Source organism: Salipiger abyssi, from assembly GCF_001975705.1.
Lineage (GTDB): Bacteria > Pseudomonadota > Alphaproteobacteria > Rhodobacterales > Rhodobacteraceae > Salipiger > Salipiger abyssi.
On the sequence record NZ_CP015094.1, the window covers coordinates 40,979 to 64,192 of the forward strand.

Below are 23,214 nucleotides of genomic sequence, written 5' to 3' on the forward strand. Positions count from 1 at the left end.
GCGATGGATGTAATACAACGCGATTGGCTGAGGTCGCGGCTGCAACGGTCGGGTCTCTTCGATCCGGCGTTCTACACCGCCGAATACCCCGATGTCGCGCAGACCGGGATTGATCCGCTGCGGCATTTCCTGCGCTATGGCATGGCGCTGGGGCGCCGGCCCGGCCCCGGGTTCGACCCGATCTTCTATGCGGCCGAATATCCGGATGTGGCCGGCGGCGAACCGGCCGCGCTGTGGCATTTCCTGTCGCATGGCGCGCAGGAGGGCCGGCAGCCCACCCGGCAGGCCGCGCAGGTCCGCCGCGGCCTGACCCGGATCCGGCAGTTGCAGGCCCTGCTCTGGGGCGGCCTGGAGGACAGCGCGGAGACGGAGCTGGCCGCGCTGCATGACGATTTCGGGCAGCCCGACAGCGTCCGGCTGGAGGCCGGCACCCAGCTCGCGGCCTGGTACGATTTCACCGGTCGCGACGCCCGCGCCCGGGCGGTTCTGGAAAGCATGGAAAGCCTGCCGGAGCGCTTCGCCCGCACCGCCGCGCGGCTGATCCCGCTGGCCATGCTCTACCTGAAGGACGGCCGCCGCCGGGCCGCGCGACAGGCGCTCGACGCAATCCACCCCGAAGAGCACGACAATCACCGGGTGCTGGCGCTGGCCGATCTCGAGGAGGGCCAGGCGCGCATCGACCGGATCAACGGCATCTTCAGCGCCCGGGATCTGGCGGCCCTGCGGCTGCGCGATCCCGCGGCGGGAGCCGGACTGGCCAATCTCACCGCCGATCCCTGCGAGCCGGCCACCGATCACGGCAGGGTCTCGGTGATCCTGCCGGCCTGGCAGGCGGCGGACCGCATCGCCACCGCGATCGGCAGCCTTCAGGCACAGAGCTACCGCAATCTCGAGATCATCGTGGTGGACGATGCCAGCACCGACGGCACCTTCGATCTGGTGACGGCCATGGCGCGGGAGGACGATCGCATCGTGCCGCTGCGGCAGGCAGAGAACGGCGGACCCTACGCGGCGCGCAATCTCGGTCTGGCGCAGGCGCGCGGCGACTTCATCGCCACCCACGACGCCGACGACTGGTCGCATCCGCAGAAGCTGGCCCTCCAGGTGGCCGAGCTGGCCGGCGATCCGGCGCTGACCGGCGTGATCGCGCACTGGGCACGGGTGCGCCCGGGGCTGGAGATCACCACCAACTGGCGGCTCGGCGCGCAGCTCATGCAGTGGAGCCACTCCTCCTTCCTGTTCCGACGCGGCGTCGCCGAGCGGCTGGGCGGCTGGGACGCGGTCCGGGTGTCTGGCGACATGGAATATATCTGGCGTGTCCAGGCCGCCTTCGGCCCGGACTCGGTGCGGCGCATCCTGCCCGATGTGCCGCTGGCCTTCGCCGCCGATGACGCCGGGTCGCTGACCCGCAACCCGCTGACCCATGTGCGCAGCACCTATGGCGGATTGCGTCACTATTACCGCGAAATCTGCCGCTACTGGCACGCCCGGGCGCCGCAGGGCCTGTCGCCGGAACAGCAGGCCGGCAAATGGACCATGCTGCCCGCCGCCATCCTGCCCGGACAGGACGGGAGCGACCGGGTCGACACGCTGCTGCTGGGCGATTGCTGCGATCCGCGGGTTCTGGCGGAGATGGCGCGCATCGCGGCGGAGCGCGATCCCGGGCGCATCGGTCTCGCCCATCGCCCCGACCCCGGCTTCACCGAGCGGCGGATCGGCTATGCGATGGAATTCCCCGAGCCGTTCTTCGAGCTGCTGCAACGCGCCAATGTCTGCATCGCCTGCCCCGAGGACCGGGTCCGGGCGGCGCGCCGGATCGCACTGTAGACCGCCATCGGCTCAGTCCCATCGCCCCGTGGCGGTCAGCCACAGTTCCGGAACGTCCGGGTTCGCATCCGAGCCGTGGCGGGTGATGAAGATGGAATAGGCCACGCTGCTGTAGATCGAGGTCGACGGGCTGACGCTCAGCGACCGGCGCCCGTTATTGGCCGAGACCGCCGCTGGCAGTGCCGCCGTGCCGCTGATGATCGGCGTGCCGGTGAATGCGGCGGGAAAGGTCCAGGTCAGCGAAGCGCTGCGGTAAGGATCGCCCGCCGTGCCGCTGCCATGGGCGGTCACGCTGCCGGTCGTGGTCGCGAAGGTGCAGATCTGCATCCCGTCGGCAAAGCGCACGTAATCGCCATTGGCGTTGCCACCGCGCTCGATCACCGCCCCCGTGGGCAGCCCGCCGCTCTGCGCCACCGTGCCCAGCAGATTGCCCGGCCCATAGCCGTAATCGGCACGCATCAGCCGCCCCGGCGTGACATCCGCCGCCGTCTGCTGCACCGCCGCCCCGTCCAGGATCCCGCTGGCCGCGTCGGCCTGTAGGGCGGTGGTCCAGGCGCTGCCGTCGGGGCTGACCTTGAGCGACCAGCCGTTCTGCCCGGCCAGCCCCATCTCCGCATGGCCGGTCCAGCCCGACTGGAACAGCAGCGACGCGGTGTCGCCGCTCGTGGCCTTGTTGAGCTTAAGCTGATGGCCGGCGCCGTCATGGCTCAGCAGGCTGGCCTCGGAGGCCACCGCCAGCCGGTTCACCCCGTCCGCCGCGGTGTTGACCCCCAGCCGGTCGATCCCGTCGGTCACCCCCTGCCAGGCCCCGTCGTGCCAGATCCGCAGCGCCTGCTCGGTCCGGCCCCAGCCGCGCCAGCCCTCCTGCGGCGGCAGAAACAGCCAGGCGCTGCCGTCCCAATAGGCCAGCTCGCCGTCATGGCCCGCCCAGGCCCCGGTCGCCCCGGCGCCGAGCCCGTGAATATCGCCCTCCGCCGGCAGCGCCGGTGGTGTGGTGTCGGAAAACCCCTCCAGGCAGAGCTGCGTCACCGCGTCGAGCCGCTGCAACGCCTCGTTATGGGTGACGTGTTTCTGCGCCTGGGACGGCGCGAGGAAGGGCAGACCGATGCGGGGAGAGAGTTGCGACATGAGACATCATCCCTGAGTGACGGCCCGGGCGGGCCTTGAACCGCCCAAGGTTCTAGGACGCGGGGATGAGCGATGTGTTGCCGCAGCGTCCGCGGCGTTCATCTTTTGGTAATCGCCGCGTTCAGATCCGCCGCAGCAGCGCCGCGAGATAGAGCGACAGCTGCGCCTGCCAGCCCTGCCGGTAAAGCCCGGTGCGGCGGAGCATCGCCAGCCGCGCCGGCAGCGGCCCGTCGCGCCCGTCGGCAAAGCGCTGCAATATCTCCCGGTTTTCCGCCGTCAGGCGGTGTGCAGAAGCGCGCAGCGCGGCGATATTGATCGTGTTCCAGCGGCGGAAGCGCCCGGCGAACAGCATCCGCAGCCGCCGGCGCTTGGCCCGCAGCCCGCGATTGGCGCCGATCAGGTTGCCGCCATGTTGACGGTAGAGCAGCAGCGGACGCGGATCGAAGATCACCTCGCCGCCGGCGCCGGCGACCATCTGGTAGACCCACCAGTCATGCACCACCAGCTCCCCCGCCTCGCGGCTCGCTCCGCGCAGCAGCGCCAGCCCGGCCCGGTCGAGCATCATCGTGTTGCCGCTCGCCAGGTTCTGCACCAGCGCATGGCGAAAACCCGGCGGGCGGCGCAGCCCCGGCGACAGCCGGCGCCGGCGCAGCGTGGCATCGCATTCCCAGCTGCGCCCGCAGAACAGCCGCGGCCGGGCATCCCCCGCCCCCGCCGCCCGCAGCGCCGCCAGGCCGCGCGCCAGCTTGTCCTCGAGCCAGACGTCGTCCTGATCGGAAAACGCCGCGAAGTCGACCCAGTCCGGACAGTGCCGCAGCAGGTTGAGGAAGTTCTGCGCAGCACCCGTGCCGGGCCCGTCCAAAAGCACGACGCGCAGCCCGGGATGGGCCTCGGCAAAGGCGCCGATGACCGCGCGTGTGCCATCCGTGGAACCGTCGTCGCTGATCAGGATCAGCGACGGAGGCACGGTCTGCGCCGCATGGCTGTCGAGCTGGGCCCGCAGCCCGTCGGCCCCGTTATAGGTTGCCAGCAGGATCGCGATCTGGGGAGAGCTATCGTCGGTCACGGGGAAGGTTCGCGGCTCAGGGCAGAGTGCCGAAGGCCTGCGCCTGAAGCGCCCGGGCCCGGCGCCGCGCCGCATCGCTCATCCGCAGGAGCTGAGCGCGCGCGGCCTCCAGCGCCAGGATCGCATTGGCCGCGCCCTCCCGGTCGTCGGCGGGCACGACAAAACCGCTGACACCGCTCTCCACCAGCGTCGGCGGCGCCCCCCGATCATAGCAGATCACCGGTCGCCCCGCGGCCATCGCCTCCACCACCGTACGTCCAAAGCTCTCGGCGAATTTCGACAGGCTGACGACGATATCGGCCTGCGCCATCGCCTCGGCCGGGGTCTCGGCATAGCCGCGAAACTCGACATTCTCCGGCCAGGGGCGCATCAGGTGCAGATCCGGCGTCGGCGGCCCGATCAGGCGGAACCGCAGCGGCCGCCCCATGGCCTCGGCCAGCCGCGCCACCGCAAGGAAATCCGAAATGCCTTTCTTGGCGGTGTTGCTCGAGACCATCGCCACGTTCAGCGCCCGCCCCGGCGTGAAGGGCAGGTCGAACAGCGCCGGATCGACGGAGTTGGGCCGGATCACCGTGCGCTCGGGACAGGCCAGCCAGTCGGCCACCGGCGCCGAGGTGGCGACAAACCGGTCCGCCTCCTTCAGCAATGCCGCCCGCAGCGCTTCGGCGCTGCCGCCGAGATTGCGGCAAAGCCCGACATCCTCCGCCAAGAGCTCACGCACATAGACCACGCTGGGCACCCCCTCCTGGCGCGCCGCCGCCAGCGGCGCGTCCAGCACGATCGTGTTCACATGCACCTCCGCGGGGCGGTATTTGCGGATCAGATCGCGCATCACCCCGACCGTCGCCGGCAGCGGCGGGCGCTGCATGTGGCGCCAGATCTGCGGCACGATCTCGACCGCGGCGGTGATCTCCAGAAGCGCCTCGAGATAGGCGGTGTTGCGCAGCGCCGGCAGCACCACCACCGGCCGGTCGCCGCGCTGCGCCATGCGCCCGACCACCCCCAGCAGGCTGCGCTCGGCGCCGAAAAGCGTCTTGCCGGAGGTGTGGGCAAAGACCAGCCGGACAGGCCCTTCCTCCTCCGGTCCCGCCAGCGCCCCGGCAAAGCCAGGCAGCGGCACGGCGCCCGCCGACCGGCCCTGACGCTCGTAATGCAGCAGCGGCACGGTGTCGCCGTCCAGCCCTTGCGCCTGCCGGTAGCCACCCGAACTGAACAGCGGACCGGGATCGCGGTTCTCGCGGGCACCGCCGGTCAGGTAGTGCCGTGCCGGGCTGATATCGGCGCGCAACACGTCGGGAAAGCTCAGCCGGTACCAGTCCGCGTCGAACAGCGGCGAGGCCGAGACGATATCGAAATCCGACGGCTCCGGCTCGGGATCGCCAAGACCAATCTCCGGCGGCACCCGGAACGGGCGCCGGTCCGGGTGCTGCGGCAGGTGGAAATCGCCCAGTTCCCCGGCCTGCGCGTGCCAGTAATGCGCCGCCTCCATGTAATCCCGCCGCACCCCCCGGAACTGGGTGCGCAGATGGGTGGCACTGCGGTTGGTCAGCGACCCCGGCGCAGTGCGACCGAAGGCCAGCGGCACGCCGGGACAGACCTCGCGGATGCTCTGCGGCCCGTAGGCGGCGATGATGCGGTAGTAATATTCGGTATCGGCATTGACCGTCACACGGTCCCAGTAGCCGATTTCGTCGCGTAACGCCGCCCGGATCATCAGCGAGGAGACGTTGCGATAAACCCAGCGGTCCTCCATCCGCCAGCGCGTCATCTCCAGATCGTCGCCCGCGCGCACCCAGTGCGAGACGCTGGCCCGCAACCCCGGCTCGGCCAGCAGCGGGCGCATCTGCATCTCGATCTTCTGCGGATGCGACCAGTCGTCGGCATCGTGCACGGTGACGAACGCCCCGCGCGCGGCCTCCATCCCGGCATTGCGTGCCGGATAGGCGCCCTCGTTGCGCCCGAGCGCGATGACCCGGATGCGCCCGTCCTCAGCCGCCTGCGCCTCGGCGATGGCCCGGCTGTCATCGGTGGAGCCGTCATCGACCACGAGGATTTCCAGATTGCGCCAGCTCTGCCCGCGCAGACCGCGCAGCGCGTGGCCCAGCCCGGCGGCACCGTTGAACACCGGCACGATCACGCTGACCAGCGGCAGCGCGCCGGCAGCCTCGACCGGCGGCGGCGCCCCCGGCGGGCAGAGCCGGTCGAACCGCGCGCCCTCCGCCGTTTCGGCGATCCCCACCGGTTGCAGGCCTTGACGGATATAGAGCCGCGCCAGATGTCCGGCGATCTCCCAGTCGTCGGCATAGCGGGCCCGCGCCAGCTGGATCGCCGCCAGGTCGAAATCGGGCAGCGGACCGAACCGCGCCAGCCCCTCGCCGATCAGCCACTCCGCCGCGACCGGATCGCCATTGGACAGCGCCAGCTGAACCGCAAGCAGATAGGGGCCCGGATGGCGCAGGGTGCCACGGCCCTCAGGCACGGCGTGAAAGGCCTGAATCGCGGCCCATGCCGCATCGCCCCGCCCCTGTTCGAGATACCAGCGGGCCAGCACCCAGCCCGCCACGCTGCGCTCGCGCGGTGCGCCCTCGGCCAGCAGCCGCTCCAGCTCGGGCAGCGCCTCCGCCTCGTAGCCGCGCCAGAGCAGGTGATCGAGCTCGAGCGCCCGCACCGGCGCACCCGGTCGGCCCTCCGCCCGTCCGACGCGGCGGTAGTGATCCCAGGGGTCCATCCCCGAGGCCCGCACATCCGCATTGGCCTGAAGATACCAGACCGCATCGAAGCTATCCTGAGCCGTCCCGGGCGGCAGCCTATCGGCGGCGTGCACGCACACTTCGCTCAGGCGACCGGACGGCCGTCAGCCTTGCCGAACGCGGCGTAATGCACCAGCGCCGGCCAGCCCGCATGGGCGATGTCGGGATTGGCCACGTAATAGGCCATGGTATCGAACTCCGGCCCCGGGTTGCGGCCCTCGAAGGCGCCGGCGCGCACATAATGCTCTTTCGGGCTCATGCCGCTTTCGACCACGTCGGGATAGGTCTGAAGATACCAGGACGGGTCGAATAGCGGGCTCTCGCCGAGAATCTCGATCTGCCGCGCAAAGGCGGGCACGCCATCGGCAGGGCCGTTCTGCCAGCTGGCGGTGCGCACATGCACCAGCGCCAGTTCGACCTCGTGACGGCGCTTGAGCAGGGCGATCTCCTGATCGGCCTCGCGGCGCGCCTCCCCGGCGATCTCTTCCAGCCGGCCGGTCAGGGCCGCCACTTCGCGAAAGCGCGTCTCGAGAATCTCCCGCAGCCCGTCGATCTCGGCGCGCAGCAATTGCTGGATCTCGCCATGGCTTTGTTCCGGGGTCTTTTCGCCGGGGGCGGTCGAGGTGTCGTTCTGCGCGTCCGGTGCCGTCATAAAAACCAAGTCTCCGTCATCAACCTGAATTTGCAGGGTCGGGTCGGGTTCTATCACCGATTTCCGGAAGGCACACCTGTATTCGCACGGGGCTTCCGCAATTCGAACCCAATGGAATTTAAGACGGAGTTTAGCCAAAGACCAAGGTGCCGCCGCAAAATGCCACCGCTTTCCGCCGCGCCGGACAGGCAGATCCCTGACCGTGGGGGCGCGCAGGAAACAGGGGCGCCCATGGACCGGCTGAGTTTCCAGTCTTTTCTGACCGAAGGCCGCACGATGGTCTTCGACCAGCTATGGACGAGCGTCACAGGCGACGCCGTGCATCTCTGGGCCGGCAGCAGCTCCGGCAGCGGCCTGCTCGGCCTTGCCCTGCGCGACGGCAGCACGCCCCAGCTGCGCAGCACGACCTGGCTGACCGGCAGCGGCGGTGCGACCCTGTTGTTGCAGGATATGAGCTATACCGAGGACGGTGTGGCCGCGGGGCAGGACAGGATGCTGATCTCCTCGGGCATCGCCGGCGGGGCACAGTTCTATACGGTGGGTCCGGGCGGCGGGCTGACCGGCAGCGGCGCCCTGACCGATGCCGCGAACCGGCCGCTCTCGGTGTCGGAATTCACCTGTTTCGAACAGCAGGGACAAAGCTACATGGCCGCCGCCTCCGGCGCCCGCGAGGGCCTGTCGCTTTACCGGCTGTCGGAGGGGATGAGCCGGGCGACCCTGCTGGACAGCGTGACCGACACGCCCAAATCCACCGCCACCGGCATCTCCGACGTGCTGAGCTTCGAACAGGGCGGCACCCGCTTCGTGCTGAGCGCCTCGGGCACCGAGGACGGGCTCAGCGTCTATGCGGTGACCGGTGGCCAGCTGGAACTGCGCGACACGCTGGGCCCCAAGGACGGGCTGTGGATCGACGGGCTGGAGGATGTCGCGCTGCTCTCGGCGGGCGGCCAGACCTTCGCCATCGGCCTCTCGGCGCTGAGCGGCACCCTGAGCGCGGTGCGGATCAACCCGATGGGGGTGCTGTTCGTCGAGGACATTCTTCACGACAGCCTCGACACCCGCTTCGGCGGCGCCCGGGCGATGGATACGTTCGAGGCCGCCGGGCGCAGCTTCATCGTCGCCGGCGGCAATGATGGCGGCCTGGCGCTGATCGAGCTTCTGCCGGGCGGCGCGCTCTATCATCACCAGAGCATCGTGCAGGATGCGGGCTGGGATATCGGCGCGATCCAGGGATTGCAGGCCGAGGTGCTGGGTAACGAGCTGCAACTATTCGTCAGCGGTGCCGCGGCGCCGGGCATCGTCCGGCTGAGCATGCCGCTGGCCGATATCGGGCCGCTGCAACAGGGCGGCGGCGGCAATGACGCGCTCTCCGGCGGCGCGTCGGACGATCTGCTGATGGGGCGCTGGGGCAACGACACGCTGATCGGCGGCGCCGGCGACGACACGCTGTTCGCGGGGCCCGGCGCCGACCGGCTGACCGGCGGCGCGGGAGCGGATGTCTTTGTGCTGACCGCCGACGGCCAGGTCGACCGGATCACCGATTTCCAGCCCGGAACCGACCGCATCGATCTGGACGACTGGGGCATGGTCTACGACATCAGCGCCCTGCGCTTCACCGCCACGAACTGGGGCGGGCGGATCTTCTGGCAGGACCAGCAGGTCGATATCTATCTCGAGGGCGGCGGGTCGCTCGATCCGGCCCTGTGGAGCCAGGACGATTTCCTGTTCTGAGCCGGCCCCGGCGGAATGTCCCACCATTGTCTAAAAGCCGCGACATTCCGCGCCCGCACGGTAACCACCTGTCAACCACCCGCCCCGATCCTGCGGCGGAACGAGGAGGGCTCATGCCGATCACCGGAAACGGAACCCCACAAGCCGGCCTCGGCGGTCCGGCGGGCTATGGCGAGATCATGGTCCCGCGCAGCGACGACGGATCGCTGCGGCTGGATCTCTCCGCCGTGTTCGAGGATGGCCTGAACTATTTCGGCGTGGTCTACGATGCCCGTACCCTGCACGCCAACACCAATGGCACCCTGACCTTCCTCACCCCCATGGCCGCCTATCCGACCGCCGGCAACCGCGCCGCCGGCTATGACGTGATCGCCCCCTACTGGGGCGATGCCGACACACGGCTCGACGGCGAGGGCCGCGAAAGCGGCGCCATCTGGGTCGATATCGACCCGGTCTCCGATGTGGTCACCCTCACCTGGGACGATGTCGGCGTCTACCGGCGCAACGCCGATGCCACCAATCTCTTCCAGCTACAGCTGTTCGACCGAGGCGGCGGCGATTTCGATATCGTCTTCCGCTACGGGCAGATCGGCTGGACCATCGGCACCGGTCAGGACGATGCCGGCGCCCGCGCCGGGCTGTCCTCCAGCCGCCTTTCCGGCGCCGAATGGCTGTTTGCCGTGGACAATGCCGCAGGGCTGGCACAGCTGCCCGCCAGCCCGGGCAATACCGGCGTGGCGGGGCTCTGGATCTATGAGATGCGCGACGGCTCGGTGAGCGGGATCGGCAGCTATGACGGCCGGGTCGCACGCGGCACCGGGGCGGCCGAGCGGCTGGCCGGCACCGAGCGGAACGATTTCCTGACCGGGCTGGGCGGCCAGGACACGCTGCGGGGATTGGCCGGCAACGACAGTCTCGACGGCGGCACCGGCGACGATCTTTTGCAGGGCGATGACGGCCAGGACACGCTGTATGGCGGCGACGGGCGCGACACCCTGATCGGCGGCGCCGGCAATGACAGCCTCCGCGCCGGCGACACCGGCAACGATCTGCGCGATCTGGTCTATGGCGGCGCCGGCAACGACCAGATCGACGGCGGTTACGGCAATGACGAGCTGCGCGGCGACGCCGGCAACGACACCATCCTCGGCGGTTACGGCGTCGACGAGATCATCGGCGGCGATGGCGACGACCAGCTGGCCGGCCAGACCTGGTCGGATGCGATCTTTGGCGGCAACGGCAACGATTTCATCAATGGCGGTTTCGGGCATGACAGGGTGAATGGCGGCGCCGGGGCCGACCGCTTCTATCACCTGGGCATCGCCAATCACGGCAGCGACTGGATCCAGGACTACACGGCGGCGGAGGGCGATGTCCTGGTCTTCGGCGGCAGCGCCACCGCGACCGATTTTCAGGTCAATTACGCCGCCACTCCCGATGCGGGCAGCGCCGGCGCCCGCGAGGCTTTCGTCATCTACCGTCCCACCGGCCAGATCCTCTGGGCACTGGTCGATGGCGAGGCACAGAGCGAGATCAACCTGGTGCTGGCCGGACAGATCCACGACCTCCTGGCATGATCGCGGACCGGCCGGGTGGCGTTTGAATTAATTTACCCAATTTGCTCAAAATCAAAGCAATAGACAGAATCCGGGCTAGGATTGTAAGCTCTAACGCAACCTCCGGCCCGATTCTCCGAGATGTGTTCATGTTGAAAACACGGTTTTTTTCCGAAGCGCCCAAGCGCGTTCCGTCGCCGGTTTTACGGCTGATGCTCATCTTGCTCTGTCTGGCCGGCACCGCCATTCAGGGGAGCGCCATGGGGTTCGCCCAGCACACGCAAACCACCGAGGATCTCCGCATCCCCGGCAACTGGGGATCCGTGCGGGGCTTTGCCGCGCGGGATGACGGCACCGCCCTGGATCCCGGATTTCTCCGCGTCTACCGCACCCGCCTGCCCGGCAGTCCGGCGCAGGGCCTGCCCGCCTCTGTGCGCCGGCAAGCCGAAGCCGTCGCGCCGCTGGCGGGGCTGCCGGCGGCCGAGGATCTCAGCAACCAGGCCGCCGCCGCGCAGCGGCTCGGGGTCGATCTGCGCGCCCTGGCCGAGATGCGGTTCGGATCGGGGAAATACACCCTGCCGAACGCGCTTCTGGCGGTGCAGGCCGGCACCGCCCTGCCCGGCTTCTTCCATGCCTATATCGCCCCGGATCAGCCCGGCGCCCCGGTCACCGCGACGCTCTACTGCCTCGCCGCCGGCGCCGACGGCGCGACGGTCGTATCGCTGACCCATCTCGGACAGGTCCCCCCGGGACGGATGCGTGCCATCAAGCAAACCGTCTGCGGCAACGAGAGGAGGAGCGTACCCACACCATGATCCAGCACATGTTTCCAATCCGAGGATTGCCGGCGCGCTGACGCCGGCCGTCCCGGGAAACTGATTTCGACAAGACCCATACAGAAAACCAGAGGGGGACCCGACCATGGCGAATACAACGCCCGAAAGTGCCATTAGCACAAGCCTGCCGGCCACCGGCCAGACCATGCTGGCAGACATCACCCACGATCACGTCTGGGATGACGCATCGCTGCAATTCTATCTCGGCGGACCCGAGGTTCTGACCTTCGACACCGAGTTCCTGAACTACTACAACGGAACGCCGACCGATTATTACAGCGGCAGCCCGGATGCGAGCTTTGCCTTCGAAACGCAGACCGTCCGCGCCTTCCAGATGATCGACAGCGTCATCGCGACGGATTTCAGCCGCGTCACCACTTCCGCCACCGCCCAGAGCAGCGCGGATCTGCTGGTCGTGTCCTCCTCCAACAGCGACGAGGCCGGGCTGGAAGGGTTCTTCCGCTTCCCCGGCGACGCCACCCGCGCCGCCAATGACTACTGGAGCATCGGCGTCTTCTCCAGCGATCTCGCGGTGATGACCGCCGATCCCGAGCGTGGCGGCGGCGAGTACCGCAACTGGACCATCATCCACGAGATCGGCCACGGGATCGGGCTCTACCACCCGTTCCAGGGCGACGCGGCGGTCAGTGTCGGCTCTGCCATGGACAACGAGCGCTACACGGTCATGTCCTATACCGGCTCGGCCACGGCCACGACCTATGGCCATGCGGTGACGATGATGGCGCTCGACATCGCGGCGCTGCAACAGCAATACGGCACCGAAAGCTATGCCACCGGCAACTCGACCTACACGCTGTTCGATGCGCAGGGCGGCGATCTGTCGGTGGCCGAGGGCGCGATGGCCATCGGCCGTGCCTATGCCTCGATCTGGGACAGCGGCGGCGCCGACACGATCCGCTACGGCAATACCGACAATTCGGTCCTGATCAACCTCAACGACGCCACGCTCGACCGCTCCGGCATCGCCACGGATGCCGCGCCCGCGATCACCGCGCTGCAACACACGAGCTTCTACGGCAACATGGCCGCGGATCTGCGCACCGAGACCATCGACCAGAATTATCACGCCGGCGGCTTCTTCTCGCGGGTTCTGACGGAATCGGGCGGCACCTATTCCGGCATCGACGGCGGCTATTCGATCGCCTATGGCGTGCAGATCGAAAACGCCACCGGCGGCGAGGCCGGGGACATGCTGATCGGCAACGAGCAGGGCAATACCCTGGCGGGGCTGGACGGCAATGACACGATGATCGGCTCGGGCGGCAACGACACGCTGGACGGCGGCGACGGCTGCGACACCGCCGCCTATTCCGGCGCCTCCTCGGAATACACCATTACCGAGAACGACAACGGCACCGTCACCATCGCCCATACCGGCGGCAGCGGCGTCGATGGCACCGATGTCATGCAGAACGTGGAATTCGCCCAGTTCAGCGACGAGCGCGTCAGCCTGGCCACCGAGGAGCTGGACTTCACCGAAGTGTCCAGCAGCGCCTTCCTCCCCTATGGAGCGAATGTGCTCTACCGCAACGATGACGGCAACTCCGGCGCGATCGACATCACCTCGATCTTCGAAGAAGGCCTCATGATCGATGGCGTCACCTACACGAACGTCTACGTCAACACCAACGGCAACATCACCTTCGGCGGCGGGCTGTCCACCTACACTCCCAGCGGCATCACCGGCGCCGGCCGCGAGATCATCGCGCCCTACTGGGCCGATGTCGATACGCGCGACCCCAACGAGGGCAGCAACCCCGGCAATGTCTACTGGGATTTCAACGAGGATCGCGACTCGATCATCGTGACCTGGGACAATGTCGGCTATTACAACCGCAACGTCGATCTGCTCAGCTCCTTCCAGCTGGAGCTCATTGATCGCGGCTGCGGCAATGTCGAAATCATCTTCCGCTATGAAGACATCTCCTGGACCGCAGGCGACGCCTCGGGCGGCGAGGGCGGACTTGGCGGCGTGACCTCGCGCGCCGGCTTCTCGCTTGGCGAGACCTATTTCGAGCTGCCCGCCTCAGGCAACGAAGCCGCCATGCTCAACCTCGAAAACGCCCAGGGCAACCTCAGCGTCTCCGGTGTGTGGCAGTTCATCGTCTCCGGCGGGTATGTCCAGGGCGTCGGCGGCGCCGAGGACGACACCTATACCGGCGACGAGGGCGACAACAACTATCTCGGCGGTCAGGGCAACGACACCGCCTCGGGCGGCGACGGCAATGACAGCCTCTTCGGCGGCCAGGGCGATGACAGCCTTTCCGGTGACGAGGGCGAGGACTCGCTCGACGGCGGCAGCGGTCAGGACACGGTGAACGGCGGCCCCGGGAACGACTCGATCGTCGACGGCGGCACCGATGACGATCTCTTCGACGTGCTCTATGGCGGCGAGGGCGACGACTTCATGGATGGCGGCTTCGGCAACGACTCCATGCGCGGCGACGCCGGCAACGACACGATGATCGGCGGTCACGGCACCGATACGATCATCGGCGGCACCGGCGACGACGTGCTCACCGGCCAGACCTGGTCCGACCTCATCTTCGGCGGCGACGGGATGGATTTCATCAATGGCGGCTTTGGCCACGACCGGGTGAACGGCGGCGACGGGGCCGACCGGTTCTATCACCTCGGCGTGCTCGGCCACGGCTCCGACTGGATCCAGGATTACGACGCCGCCGAGGGCGATCTGCTGGTCTATGGCGGCATCGCCAGCATCGACCAGTTCCAGATCAACTACGCCGAAACCCCCTCTGCCGGCGCCGCCGGGGTCGAGGAGGCCTTTGTCATCTACCGTCCCACCGGCCAGATCCTCTGGGCACTGGTCGATGGCGAGGCACAGAGCGAGATCAACCTGGTGCTGCACAACGGCGTGACCTACGATCTCATGGCCGCTTGACCGGGGACGGCGAACGCATCACACTTTTCTGGCCGCCCTCCGGGGCGGCCAGCACGACAGCGACAGGGACCGCATGCCGATCGATATCTACGCCCCGACCGACAACGATGCCCTCAGCGCCCAGGAGCTCGCGCTCTATCATCTTCTCATGGATTACAGGGCCGCGAACGGGTTGCCTGCCATCCCGCTCTCCGCCAGCCTGACCCTGACCGCCGGTCGCCACGCGGTCGACACCTATCAAAATATCTGGCTCGAAGGCGTGACGCTGCCCGACGGCGCCAACCTGCACAGCTGGTCGGATGCCTATTACTACGCCGATCACAGCGCCGCCGAGGTCATGTGGAACGCGCCGTCACGGCTCGGCACCTCCTACCCGTCCAATGGCTACGAGATCACCGCAGCGGGCTTCGCCTCGATCGAGGCGGCACTGGCCGGCTGGCAGAGCTCGCCCGGGCATGACGCGGTGATCCTCAACGAGGGGATCTGGGAAGACAACGACTGGAGCGCAATCGGCGTCGGGATCGAGTATCATACCTCCGGCGGCCCCTATGGCGGGCGCATCTACCATGTCTGGTTCGGCACCTCCGCCGATCCCGCGGGCGGGCCGGAGATCTTCGGCACCGATGGCAGCGATTCCATGACCGGCACGGCGGCGGGCGACACGATCCGGGCACTGGACGGCGCCGATACGGTGATCGGCGGCGAGGGCGACGATTTCCTCTTCGGCGGCGACAGCGCAGACGACCCGCGCGACGTGATCTATGGCGGCGCCGGCGCCGACAGCATCGACGGTGGTTATGGCAATGACGAGCTGCGCGGCGATGCCGGCAACGATACGATCACCGGCGGGTTCGGCGCCGATACGGTGATCGGCGGCACCGGCGACGATGCGCTGACCGGCCAGGCCTGGTCGGACGCGATTTTCGGCGGCGACGGCGATGATTTCATCAATGGCGGCTTCGGTCATGACCGGGTCAATGGCGGGGCCGGGGCCGACCGGTTCTTCCATCTCGGCGCCAATGGCCACGGCTCGGACTGGATCCAGGACTACAGCGCCGCCGAAGGCGATCGCCTGGTCTATGGCGGCGGCGCGGCGGTGGCGGACGATTTCCTGGTGCAGCGCGCCACGACCCCCGGCGCCGGCGCGGCCGGCGTGCAGGAAATCTTCATCACCCATATCCCGAGCGGCGATCTGCTCTGGGCGCTGGTCGACGGCGATGCCCAGGCCTCGATCACCGTGACGGCCGGCGGGACGAGCTTCGACCTGCTGGGCTAAAACCCGCCCCTTCCCGCAGAAAAATCATGTTTTTTGACGGATTTCCGGGGATATCTTACCCTTCGGGCATCCAAGTCTTTTGAAGGTTTCAACCATGGCCCTTGCCCATTCCCCCGTCGCCGACAACTCTCTGCTGCCCTTTGCCCAGCCCGGCGCGGTTCAGGTCCCCCCGATCTCCGCCTCGTCCTCTCACGCATGGTCCAGCTGGTTCGACCTGGGCAATATCTTCGAGGACGGCCTGACCCTCGGCAACCAGACCTATCGCGGGCTGCGTGTCTTCACATCTGGCGAGATCCAGCTCGGCAATAGCGACGGCTGGCAGGACACCTCGATCAACGCCTATTACAGCACTTCCACCGATATCCGCGCAATTCCCGACGGGGTCGTCAATCAGGGCGTCTGGATCGAGGAAAACACCGCCCGCGACTCCGTCCTGATCACCTTCAACGCGGTCGGGCAATATTCCAACGATGTGTGGAACACGATCACCTATCAGGTCGAGATCATCGACCGCGGCGAAAACGATACGGAGGTGATCTACCGGTTCAACGCGCTCGATTTCCCGACATATCCCTCCGGTGTCGCGTCCTATATCCGCTATGATGACTGGAACTATTCCCTGCCGGTGCGTCTCATGCCGGTCGGCGCCCAATGGGAGGACCTGGAGGGCAATACCGGCATCGACGGGGTCTGGCAGCTCCGGATCGAGGACGGAATCTTCGACATGTCCGACGTCGCCACCCCGCATGAGGCCCATATCGGCACCGCAGCCCCGGAAGAGCTGAACGGCTGGCTCGGCGGCGATATCCTGCGCGGGCTGGAAGGCGACGACACGCTGGACGGCTCCGGCGGCAACGACACGATCACGGGCGACACGGGCGACGACCTGATCTTTGGCGACATCGGCGCGGATCTGATCAACGGCGGCGACGGCAATGATGATATCCGTGCCGGCCCCGACAGAGATTCGATCGGCGCCGGCGACGGTGACGACACGGTGGACGGCGACGGCGGCCATGACAACATTTATGGCGGCGAGGGCGCAAACCGCCTGATTGGCGGCACTGGCAACGATTATATCACCGCTGGCAGCGACGACGACGCCATTCAGGGCAATAACGGTCAGGACACGATCAACAGCGGCGCTGGCAACGACACGGTGGATGCTGGCAACGACGCCGATACCGTTCACGGCGGCGCGGGCGACGATATCCTGCTCGGCGGCGGCGGGGCCGATTACCTGACCGGGGGCGACGGCAACGACACGATCAACACCGGCGGCGCGCACGTCCATATAGATCGCAACACCGTTCTGGCCGGGGCAGGCGACGACCTCGTCAATGTCGCCCTGGGCCGCAACACGGTCGAGGGCGGCGAAGGTCATGACGAGATCATCGTGCATCACATGGTGGGTCTCCTCGATGCCCACATCAACAGCAACCAGCTGAATGGCGGCCTCGGCGACGATACGATCACCGGCGGGCGGTTCCACGACACGATCGGCGGTCAGGAGGGCAACGACCTTCTCGACGGCGGCAACGGCAATGACAGCATCGGGGCCGGCGACGGCGACGATACGGTGACCGGCGATGCCTGGGACGGCACCGGCCATGACTGGATCTATGGCGGCGCGGGCGCGGATTCACTCTATGGCGGCGGCGGGAACGACACGATCTTCGGAGGTGAGGGCGACGACACCCTCCTCGGCAGCTATGGCCGCGACCTTCTGCTCGGGGGCGACGGCGACGACTTCATCTTCGGGGGGGCGGGCAGCGACGTGGCGGCCGGGGGCGCGGGCGCCGATCGGTTCTTTGCCTCCTTCCGCGGCAACGACGTCACCACAATCAACGACTACAACCCCGATGAGGGCGACGTGCTGGTCCTCGACGGGCGCTATTTCAGCGCCGACGATCTGCGTCTGCGCGGCGATCGCATGACCGATGCCGAGGGCAACCCGACCGGGTACAGCAGCATGACACTGGTCCGGGTGAACGAGGACGGCTCGCTGGGCCAGACCATTTTCGACTTTGCCAATGCCTCCGAGCTGGACCGCATCGTGATCCGCATGCCCAACGAACCGATCGACGGCATCGCCCAGGTTGAAATCATCACCTTCGATCTGCTCTGAGCCCCATGGCGGCGCTCAAAGCGCCGCCTCCCAGAAGCGGAACCGGCTCTGCCCGCTGCGCTCGCGGATCAGGCCGCGCGCCTCGAGCAGCGCGAGGTTGCGCTGCACCGCCGCGGCGCTGGCACCGGTCTCCGAGACCGCCAGCGCCGCGGGCACCAGCGGATGGCGCCGCAGCACCGTGATCAGCGCCGGCGGCGTGCGCCCGGACAGACCCGAAAGCGCCTCCGCGGCCCGCGCCTGCCAGTCGCTCAATCTGCGGGCGATCAGCAGCCCGCGCAGCGCCCCCTGCTCCGCCGCATGCAACCAGCCGGCCAGCCGCGCCTCGGCACCGCCGCCGGACACGGATCTGCCGCCCATCGCCACCGGAACGAAGCCCAGACGGCCGCGCCCCGCCACCGCTGCAATACGTGCCGAGGCAACACGGGCCTCGACCCCGGCGGCCTCGCCCGCGCTCAGCTCCAGCGCCCGCCAGAGCGCCTCGGCCAGTGCGGCCCGAACAAAAGGATGCAGAGCCTCCGCCGCCGCAATTCGCGCCTGCCACTCCTCGGCCAGCGCGGCAAATTCCCCCCCGTGCGGCGCCCCCTCCCAGCCTGTCGGACGCCGGTCGCCCGTCCTGCCCCGGCGTCCAAGGAAGCCGGCCGGATCGGTTACCGGATCGGCGCCCCCCTCAAGCCGGCGCCGCGCCCAATGCGCCCGCGCCATATCCCGGGCGGCATCGCCGAGCCCGAGCAGACGCCCGGCACCGTAGAGCGCCAGCCGCTCGGGCGGGGCGCGCAGCCCTGCCTGCCACGAGATCTCGGACGCCTCGGTCAGCGCCAGCCTGCGGATCAGCCCCGCATCCTCCGCCGCCGCCTGTTCCAGCGCGCCGAAGGCCAGCGCCGCCCGTGCCAGCTCTGCGGCCTGCGCGGCCTGCGCCGCGCGCCACTCTTCCAGCGGCAAAAGCGCCCGGCGGTCAGCCCTGGGCAACGGCGCCAGCCCCGCAGCGTCCGGATCCGGCGGGGCTGGCAGGAACCACAGATCCTCCTCTGCCGCAGGCGCGGAATCATAGGGGCCTTCGGGGCCGTCTTCTGTCTCAGGATAGCTCATAGAATCAGCTTACTAATTCTATAAAACGCAAAATATCAAATTTTTGCATCTTACTTAGGGGATTTTTGATTTTCTCGATTAAACCCGATAAGTAGCAGTTATCGGGACTATTGATTTCAGGCACTAATCAGGCCAGAATTGCTGCGATGACCGCGCTGACAGCCCCTTTCACCGCCTCTCTGCCCAGACTCTCCGAACAGGAGACCGCGGCGCTGAACGATCTCTACAGACGCGGCACACCTGAAAACACCCTGCGCGCCTATGAGCGCGATCTGGTCTATATCGCAGCCTGGAAACGAACGCGGCTCGATGCGGGCCTGACATGGCCCGAAGACGAAACCACCGCCCTGCTCTTCCTGCTCGATCACAGCCGAGATCTCGGCCCTGCGGATATAGCAGACCCGGCGCGCGGCACCGCCGAGACCCTGATCGCCGCCGGGTTGCGCCGCAGCCTGGCCTGCCCGGCGCCGGCGAGCCTCGACCGGCGCATCGCCTCATGGCGCAGCTTTCACCGGATGAAAGGGCTCGCCAGCCCGTTCGACAGCCCCGCACTGCGGCAGGCACGCGCGAAGGCGCGCCGAGCCAATGCCCGGCCCCGCGCGCCGAAATCGGCCAACCCGATCACCCGCGAGGTGCTCACCGCGCTGCTCGACACCTGCGGCCCGGGGCTGCGCGGGATCCGCGACCGGGCGCTGCTGACCCTGGGATGGGCCAGCGGCGGACGGCGGCGGTCGGAATTGGCCAGGCTGCGGCGTGAAGATGTGGACCTGTCGGAGTTTGACAGCCAGACCCGTCTCTGGATCCAGCTGGTACAGACCAAGACCACAGATGCCGGCGGCACACCCAAGCTGATCCTGCAAGGCATGACCGCGAGGGCGCTGGTGGCCTGGATCGACGCGGCGGAGATCTCGGACGGTCCGCTGTTCCGCCCGATCAGCCGCGCCGGGCGCGCCCTGCCCCGCGGCCTGTCGGCCGAGGCACTGCGCCATATCCTGCGCCAGAGGCTCGTCCAGGCCGGGCTGCCGGCGGATTTTGCCAGCGCACACGGTCTGCGCTCGGGGTTTCTGACCCAGGCGGCGCTGGACGGGGTGCCTGTACAGGCGGCCATGCGGCTCTCGCTGCACCGTTCCCTGGCGCAGGCCGCACGTTATTACGACGATATCGACCCGGCGCAAAACCCCGCGGCGCGGCTTCTGGAGCCGCCGGAGTGAATCTTTCGCATGCGAAAGATCTGGGGACGGGCCGGTTTAGAGTCGATCCGCGACCAGGCGGCGGCTCATCCGCACCCAATAGGCGCTGGGGATCTCGTTGCGGAACAGGGTCAGCCCCTTCTGGCTCGCCTCGGAGATGGCGAACTCCGGCTGGACGCCAGCGCGACGCTCACTCAGTTCCGCATTGCGGGTGTCGTAGTGATCCTTCAGCCGGCGGAATTCCTCGCGTGTGAACAGGCAGGGTTTGACCTCGTCTCCGAACTCCGCCTTCAGCGCCTCGGATGCGTTCTGCACCAGCCAGGCCGGCGCCGGCTTCGGCTCGGCCAGGATATTCGCCGTCCAGCTGGCCAGCGACATGGGCGAGACATTCGAGGCCCCGTCATTGACCACTTCGAGCCGGGCGGCATCTACCCCGATCCCGAGATGGCGCAGCAGCGTCCCGATGATGCCGCCTTCGGCACGCCGGCTGGTATCGAAATCGAAAAAGGTGATCTCTTCGGGGGCGAACACCGCTTCCAGCGCATCCAGAAGCCGATTGTAATCGACCCAAAGCCCCTCGAAGGAGCCATTCTCGATCACCGGCAGGACAAGTTGCGGGGGCCGCGGCGGCACCCGGGTCTTGGACACTTCCAGATAGATCGATTGCAGGAACTGCCACTGCGTGCGCAGGGTGCAGATCACCTCGATCTCGTCGAACCCCTCGAGCGCTGCGCGCACCTTCCCGAGACTGGCCAGCGGCTGGCGCCGCGAGAATTCCTCGCTGCTGAGAAAGACTGTCTTGTCGCTCTGGCCATAAGTTTCAGCCAGGGCCTCCAGACTGCCCTGCTCGAGCTTGTAATGGCCCGGCATGCCCTGCCAGTCCAGCACCAGCCCGTGATGGCCGGTATGGCGGCCCAGCTGCGGATAGATCAGCCCGTGCTCGGCCAGAAGCTCTGCATTGGCCCAGAACATGTCCTGGATCGTGGTTGTGGCCGTCTTATGCGTACCGATGTGGATGACAATTTTAGACACTGGCGGACAGACGCTTTTCTTTTTGCGGTTGCAGCTCTTCGGCGCCGCCCGCCTCGGCGGGTGCCGCGATCTGCGATCCGAGCACTTGCAGATAGAGATCGCCATAGCTCTGCGTAGGCTCGAGCATGGCCTTTTCCGCCCATTCGTTCCAGGCGTTGACGAAGAGCTCCTGACGGTAGGATCCTTCGAGCCGCTTGCGGGCGATCTGGTTCAGCCAGTAGCGGAAGCGGCCCGGGTTGGCGCCATAGGCCATATGCGCGCTCAATCCGCGTCGCGCGGTGTTGTCCCAGCTCGGCATGATGCCGCAGATCGTGTTCTCGGGCAGGGTCCTGGCATAGGACTCGCTGACCGAATTGGCGATCACCCGGTTGTAATCGTAGACCAGCCCCTGGAACCGCCATGCACCTCGCGGCCAGACGGTTGCCGTCCGGCCCGCCGACCAGGTAATCGCTCATGCCGACGATACCATGCGGCGGCATCTCGACCCAGAAGTCGAAGACATCGTCCTCGACCGGGTTCTCGCCTCCACGTGGAAACAGACCGCCCCAGCTCCACCTCGCCGATCCCGGCCTCACGCCAGGCGGCACGCATCCGTGCCACGCTGCCCGCCGGATCCGGCATGTCTTCAGGGCGATAGATCATGAAGCGCGGCGGCTGCCATCGGGGCGCGCATAGCGCGGGTCGGTCATATAGGGCAGGCTGTCGCGCACCAGCTGCTCCTCGAAGCCTTTCGCATAGGACTGCTCCAGCAGCACCGTGCCCGACATCCGTCCCAGTTGCGCGCCAGCTCTCGTTGGCCCAGCACAGATAGAACGGAAATCGATCTCCGGGCGGTCAGCAGCTTGTCCAGCGCGCCTCGAGAACCCGGCGGCCATCGAACCAGTAATGATAGACACAGAACGCGTCGATCCCCGCCGCCCGGGCCAGCGCCGTCTGCTCTCCCATCACCTCGGTGCGCGCAGATCGTAAACCCCAGATCCGCCGGCAGGACCGGCTGGCTGTGCCGGCAAACAGGCTCTGCGCATTCACCGTACCGCGCCATTCGGTAAAGCCCTTGCCCCACCAGGCATCGTTCTCGGGGATCGGTGGAACTGCGGCAGTAGAAGGCGCTGGTGAAGGCCGGGCGCGGCAACGCGCCGGCAGCGCCTGTTTCGCCCAGTCCTCGAGCTGGGAGGTCTGCACCACCCGCTGCCCGCGGTCATCGCCAGAAAGCCATGGCGCGTTCCAGCGCATGGCAAGCGTGCCATCGACCTGCGCGGTCTCGACGTCGAAAGCCTCTTCATGCAGGTGCAGAGACTTCAGCAGGCCGATGATCAGCGTTTGACCCAGTAGATCGACCCGGCCGGGAAATCCAGCACGTCCCAGCTGATCTCGACCTCGATGCGGCGCAGCAGATAGCGGGTGATCTCGAAATTCGAGCCCCACATTCGGTGCCGGAGTAATGCTGCCCATCCGCCACCCAGAAGGCGTTGTCGTCATCGGCCACGAAACGTTCGAGCAGCGTTTCCAGACCCTCATCCGGCAAAATGCCGCCGATCAGGTGCTGACGCCAGTAATCGCCATCCTCGCGATGCGGGGATTTCTTGGTATGGATTTTGCAGACCGCCTCGTACCCGTCCAGCGCCCCGGCATTGACCAGCGTCATGAAGGGCAGGATATCGCGGCCGCGATTGGCCACCGGCACCACGGTCACCCCGGGGAATTCGGCCTCGATCCGCTTGGCCAGCCCCTCGCTCTCCTCGCCGCGATAGGTCAGCGTCACGAAGAGATCGTAATCGATCTCCAGCCGGTTGAAGCGTTCGGCGAACTCTTCCAGATTTCCGGGTAATAGATATGCGCAACCACCGCGAAACGGGCCTGCTTGCGCTGCGGCTCGAAGCGCAACACCTTGCGCTCGACCTCGGGCAGCTCCTCGATCTTGGGCAGTTCCTTGGTGATCCGGCCTCTTTGTGACCGCCGATCACGTAGTGATAGAAGGGCGACAGCCCCATCTCGGCCACATCCGGGTTGTAGCGCAGATAGGCGCTGGGAGA

15 protein-coding genes and 2 pseudogenes are annotated in these 23,214 nt (G+C 67.5%); 8 read left to right on the forward strand and 9 right to left on the reverse strand.

Annotated elements, in window-relative coordinates; translation table 11 throughout:
- Positions 1-3: 3 nt before the first annotated feature.
- Entirely contained in the window at positions 4-1,827 is a 1,824-nt protein-coding gene (locus tag Ga0080574_RS24410; RefSeq protein ID WP_076706151.1) for a glycosyltransferase family 2 protein, read from the forward strand.
- A 12-nt stretch (positions 1,828-1,839) separates the two neighbouring features.
- Here the strand turns inward: Ga0080574_RS24410 and Ga0080574_RS24415 are convergent, their stop codons facing one another.
- From Ga0080574_RS24415 to Ga0080574_RS26340, 4 genes are all read right to left on the reverse strand, one after another.
- Positions 1,840-2,955: a DUF2793 domain-containing protein gene (locus tag Ga0080574_RS24415; protein ID WP_076706152.1), complete on the reverse strand. Its 1,116-nt coding sequence runs from the start codon at positions 2,953-2,955 to the stop codon at positions 1,840-1,842.
- A 121-nt stretch (positions 2,956-3,076) separates the two neighbouring features.
- Positions 3,077-4,021: a glycosyltransferase gene (locus tag Ga0080574_RS24420; RefSeq protein WP_076706169.1), complete on the reverse strand. Its 945-nt coding sequence runs from the start codon at positions 4,019-4,021 to the stop codon at positions 3,077-3,079.
- A gap of 16 nt (positions 4,022-4,037) precedes the next feature.
- Positions 4,038-6,845, reverse strand: coding sequence for a glycosyltransferase (locus Ga0080574_RS24425; RefSeq protein WP_076706153.1), 2,808 nt, complete (start codon positions 6,843-6,845; stop codon positions 4,038-4,040).
- 11 nt (positions 6,846-6,856) lie between these two features.
- Entirely contained in the window at positions 6,857-7,423 is a 567-nt protein-coding gene (locus Ga0080574_RS26340; protein WP_076706154.1) for a hypothetical protein, read from the reverse strand.
- A gap of 231 nt (positions 7,424-7,654) precedes the next feature.
- On the opposite strand from Ga0080574_RS26340, the gene Ga0080574_RS26770 reads away from it, so the two are divergent.
- From Ga0080574_RS26770 to Ga0080574_RS24460, 6 genes are all read left to right on the forward strand, one after another.
- On the forward strand, positions 7,655-9,154 hold the full coding sequence (locus Ga0080574_RS26770; protein WP_076706155.1) for a M10 family metallopeptidase C-terminal domain-containing protein: 1,500 nt from the start codon (positions 7,655-7,657) through the stop codon (positions 9,152-9,154).
- Between the two features lie 113 nt (positions 9,155-9,267).
- Positions 9,268-10,731 (forward strand): nidogen-like domain-containing protein, encoded by a 1,464-nt coding sequence (locus Ga0080574_RS24440; RefSeq protein WP_076706156.1) that lies wholly within the window; start codon positions 9,268-9,270, stop codon positions 10,729-10,731.
- Between the two features lie 191 nt (positions 10,732-10,922).
- Positions 10,923-11,525, forward strand: a complete 603-nt coding sequence (locus Ga0080574_RS24445) for a hypothetical protein (RefSeq protein WP_156876475.1) — start codon at positions 10,923-10,925, stop codon at positions 11,523-11,525.
- Positions 11,526-11,631: 106 nt separating this feature from the next.
- Positions 11,632-14,469 carry a nidogen-like domain-containing protein gene (locus tag Ga0080574_RS26640; RefSeq protein WP_156876476.1) on the forward strand — a complete coding sequence of 946 codons (2,838 nt, stop codon included), beginning with the start codon at positions 11,632-11,634 and terminating at the stop codon, positions 14,467-14,469.
- Between the two features lie 73 nt (positions 14,470-14,542).
- Positions 14,543-15,745, forward strand: a complete 1,203-nt coding sequence (locus Ga0080574_RS26775) for a hypothetical protein (protein ID WP_076706158.1) — start codon at positions 14,543-14,545, stop codon at positions 15,743-15,745.
- A gap of 94 nt (positions 15,746-15,839) precedes the next feature.
- Positions 15,840-17,873 (forward strand): calcium-binding protein, encoded by a 2,034-nt coding sequence (locus Ga0080574_RS24460; protein ID WP_076706159.1) that lies wholly within the window; start codon positions 15,840-15,842, stop codon positions 17,871-17,873.
- Positions 17,874-17,888: 15 nt separating this feature from the next.
- Here the strand turns inward: Ga0080574_RS24460 and Ga0080574_RS24465 are convergent, their stop codons facing one another.
- Complete coding sequence (locus Ga0080574_RS24465; RefSeq protein WP_076706160.1) at positions 17,889-18,959, reverse strand: hypothetical protein; 1,071 nt, start codon at positions 18,957-18,959, stop codon at positions 17,889-17,891.
- Between the two features lie 146 nt (positions 18,960-19,105).
- Here Ga0080574_RS24465 and Ga0080574_RS24470 point away from each other — a divergent pair, with 146 nt between their 5' ends.
- Positions 19,106-20,170 (forward strand): tyrosine-type recombinase/integrase, encoded by a 1,065-nt coding sequence (locus Ga0080574_RS24470; protein ID WP_076706161.1) that lies wholly within the window; start codon positions 19,106-19,108, stop codon positions 20,168-20,170.
- Between the two features lie 36 nt (positions 20,171-20,206).
- Here Ga0080574_RS24470 and Ga0080574_RS24475 read toward each other — a convergent pair whose 3' ends face one another.
- From Ga0080574_RS24475 to Ga0080574_RS26665, 4 genes and pseudogenes are all read right to left on the reverse strand, one after another.
- Positions 20,207-21,121, reverse strand: a complete 915-nt coding sequence (locus tag Ga0080574_RS24475) for a hypothetical protein (RefSeq protein ID WP_237219427.1) — start codon at positions 21,119-21,121, stop codon at positions 20,207-20,209.
- A gap of 52 nt (positions 21,122-21,173) precedes the next feature.
- Positions 21,174-21,545 carry a glycoside hydrolase family 99-like domain-containing protein gene (locus tag Ga0080574_RS26705; RefSeq protein WP_076706163.1) on the reverse strand — a complete coding sequence of 124 codons (372 nt, stop codon included), beginning with the start codon at positions 21,543-21,545 and terminating at the stop codon, positions 21,174-21,176.
- Positions 21,542-22,414, reverse strand: a pseudogene (locus Ga0080574_RS26660) (glycoside hydrolase family 99-like domain-containing protein). Before Ga0080574_RS26660 ends, Ga0080574_RS26705 begins: the two are co-directional and overlap by 4 nt.
- A gap of 289 nt (positions 22,415-22,703) precedes the next feature.
- Positions 22,704-22,943: pseudogene (locus Ga0080574_RS26665) on the reverse strand (rhamnan synthesis F family protein); the annotation flags it as partial.
- Positions 22,944-23,214: the final 271 nt, after the last annotated feature.

What these genes read in the sequence shown, in the direction of transcription:
- Ga0080574_RS24410 (WP_076706151.1), top strand. Translation starts at nt 4, where the DNA reads ATGGATGTAATACAACGCGATTGGCTGAGGTCGCGGCTGCAACGGTCG.
- Ga0080574_RS24415 (WP_076706152.1), bottom strand. Translation starts at nt 2,955, where the DNA reads ATGTCGCAACTCTCTCCCCGCATCGGTCTGCCCTTCCTCGCGCCGTCC.
- Ga0080574_RS26340 (WP_076706154.1), bottom strand. Translation starts at nt 7,423, where the DNA reads ATGACGGCACCGGACGCGCAGAACGACACCTCGACCGCCCCCGGCGAA.
- Ga0080574_RS26770 (WP_076706155.1), top strand. Translation starts at nt 7,655, where the DNA reads ATGGACCGGCTGAGTTTCCAGTCTTTTCTGACCGAAGGCCGCACGATG.
- Ga0080574_RS24440 (WP_076706156.1), top strand. Translation starts at nt 9,268, where the DNA reads ATGCCGATCACCGGAAACGGAACCCCACAAGCCGGCCTCGGCGGTCCG.
- Ga0080574_RS24445 (WP_156876475.1), top strand. Translation starts at nt 10,923, where the DNA reads ATGCTCATCTTGCTCTGTCTGGCCGGCACCGCCATTCAGGGGAGCGCC.
- Ga0080574_RS26640 (WP_156876476.1), top strand. Translation starts at nt 11,632, where the DNA reads ATGGCGAATACAACGCCCGAAAGTGCCATTAGCACAAGCCTGCCGGCC.
- Ga0080574_RS26775 (WP_076706158.1), top strand. Translation starts at nt 14,543, where the DNA reads ATGCCGATCGATATCTACGCCCCGACCGACAACGATGCCCTCAGCGCC.
- Ga0080574_RS24460 (WP_076706159.1), top strand. Translation starts at nt 15,840, where the DNA reads ATGGCCCTTGCCCATTCCCCCGTCGCCGACAACTCTCTGCTGCCCTTT.
- Ga0080574_RS24465 (WP_076706160.1), bottom strand. Translation starts at nt 18,959, where the DNA reads ATGAGCTATCCTGAGACAGAAGACGGCCCCGAAGGCCCCTATGATTCC.
- Ga0080574_RS24470 (WP_076706161.1), top strand. Translation starts at nt 19,106, where the DNA reads ATGACCGCGCTGACAGCCCCTTTCACCGCCTCTCTGCCCAGACTCTCC.
- Ga0080574_RS24475 (WP_237219427.1), bottom strand. Translation starts at nt 21,121, where the DNA reads ATGTTCTGGGCCAATGCAGAGCTTCTGGCCGAGCACGGGCTGATCTAT.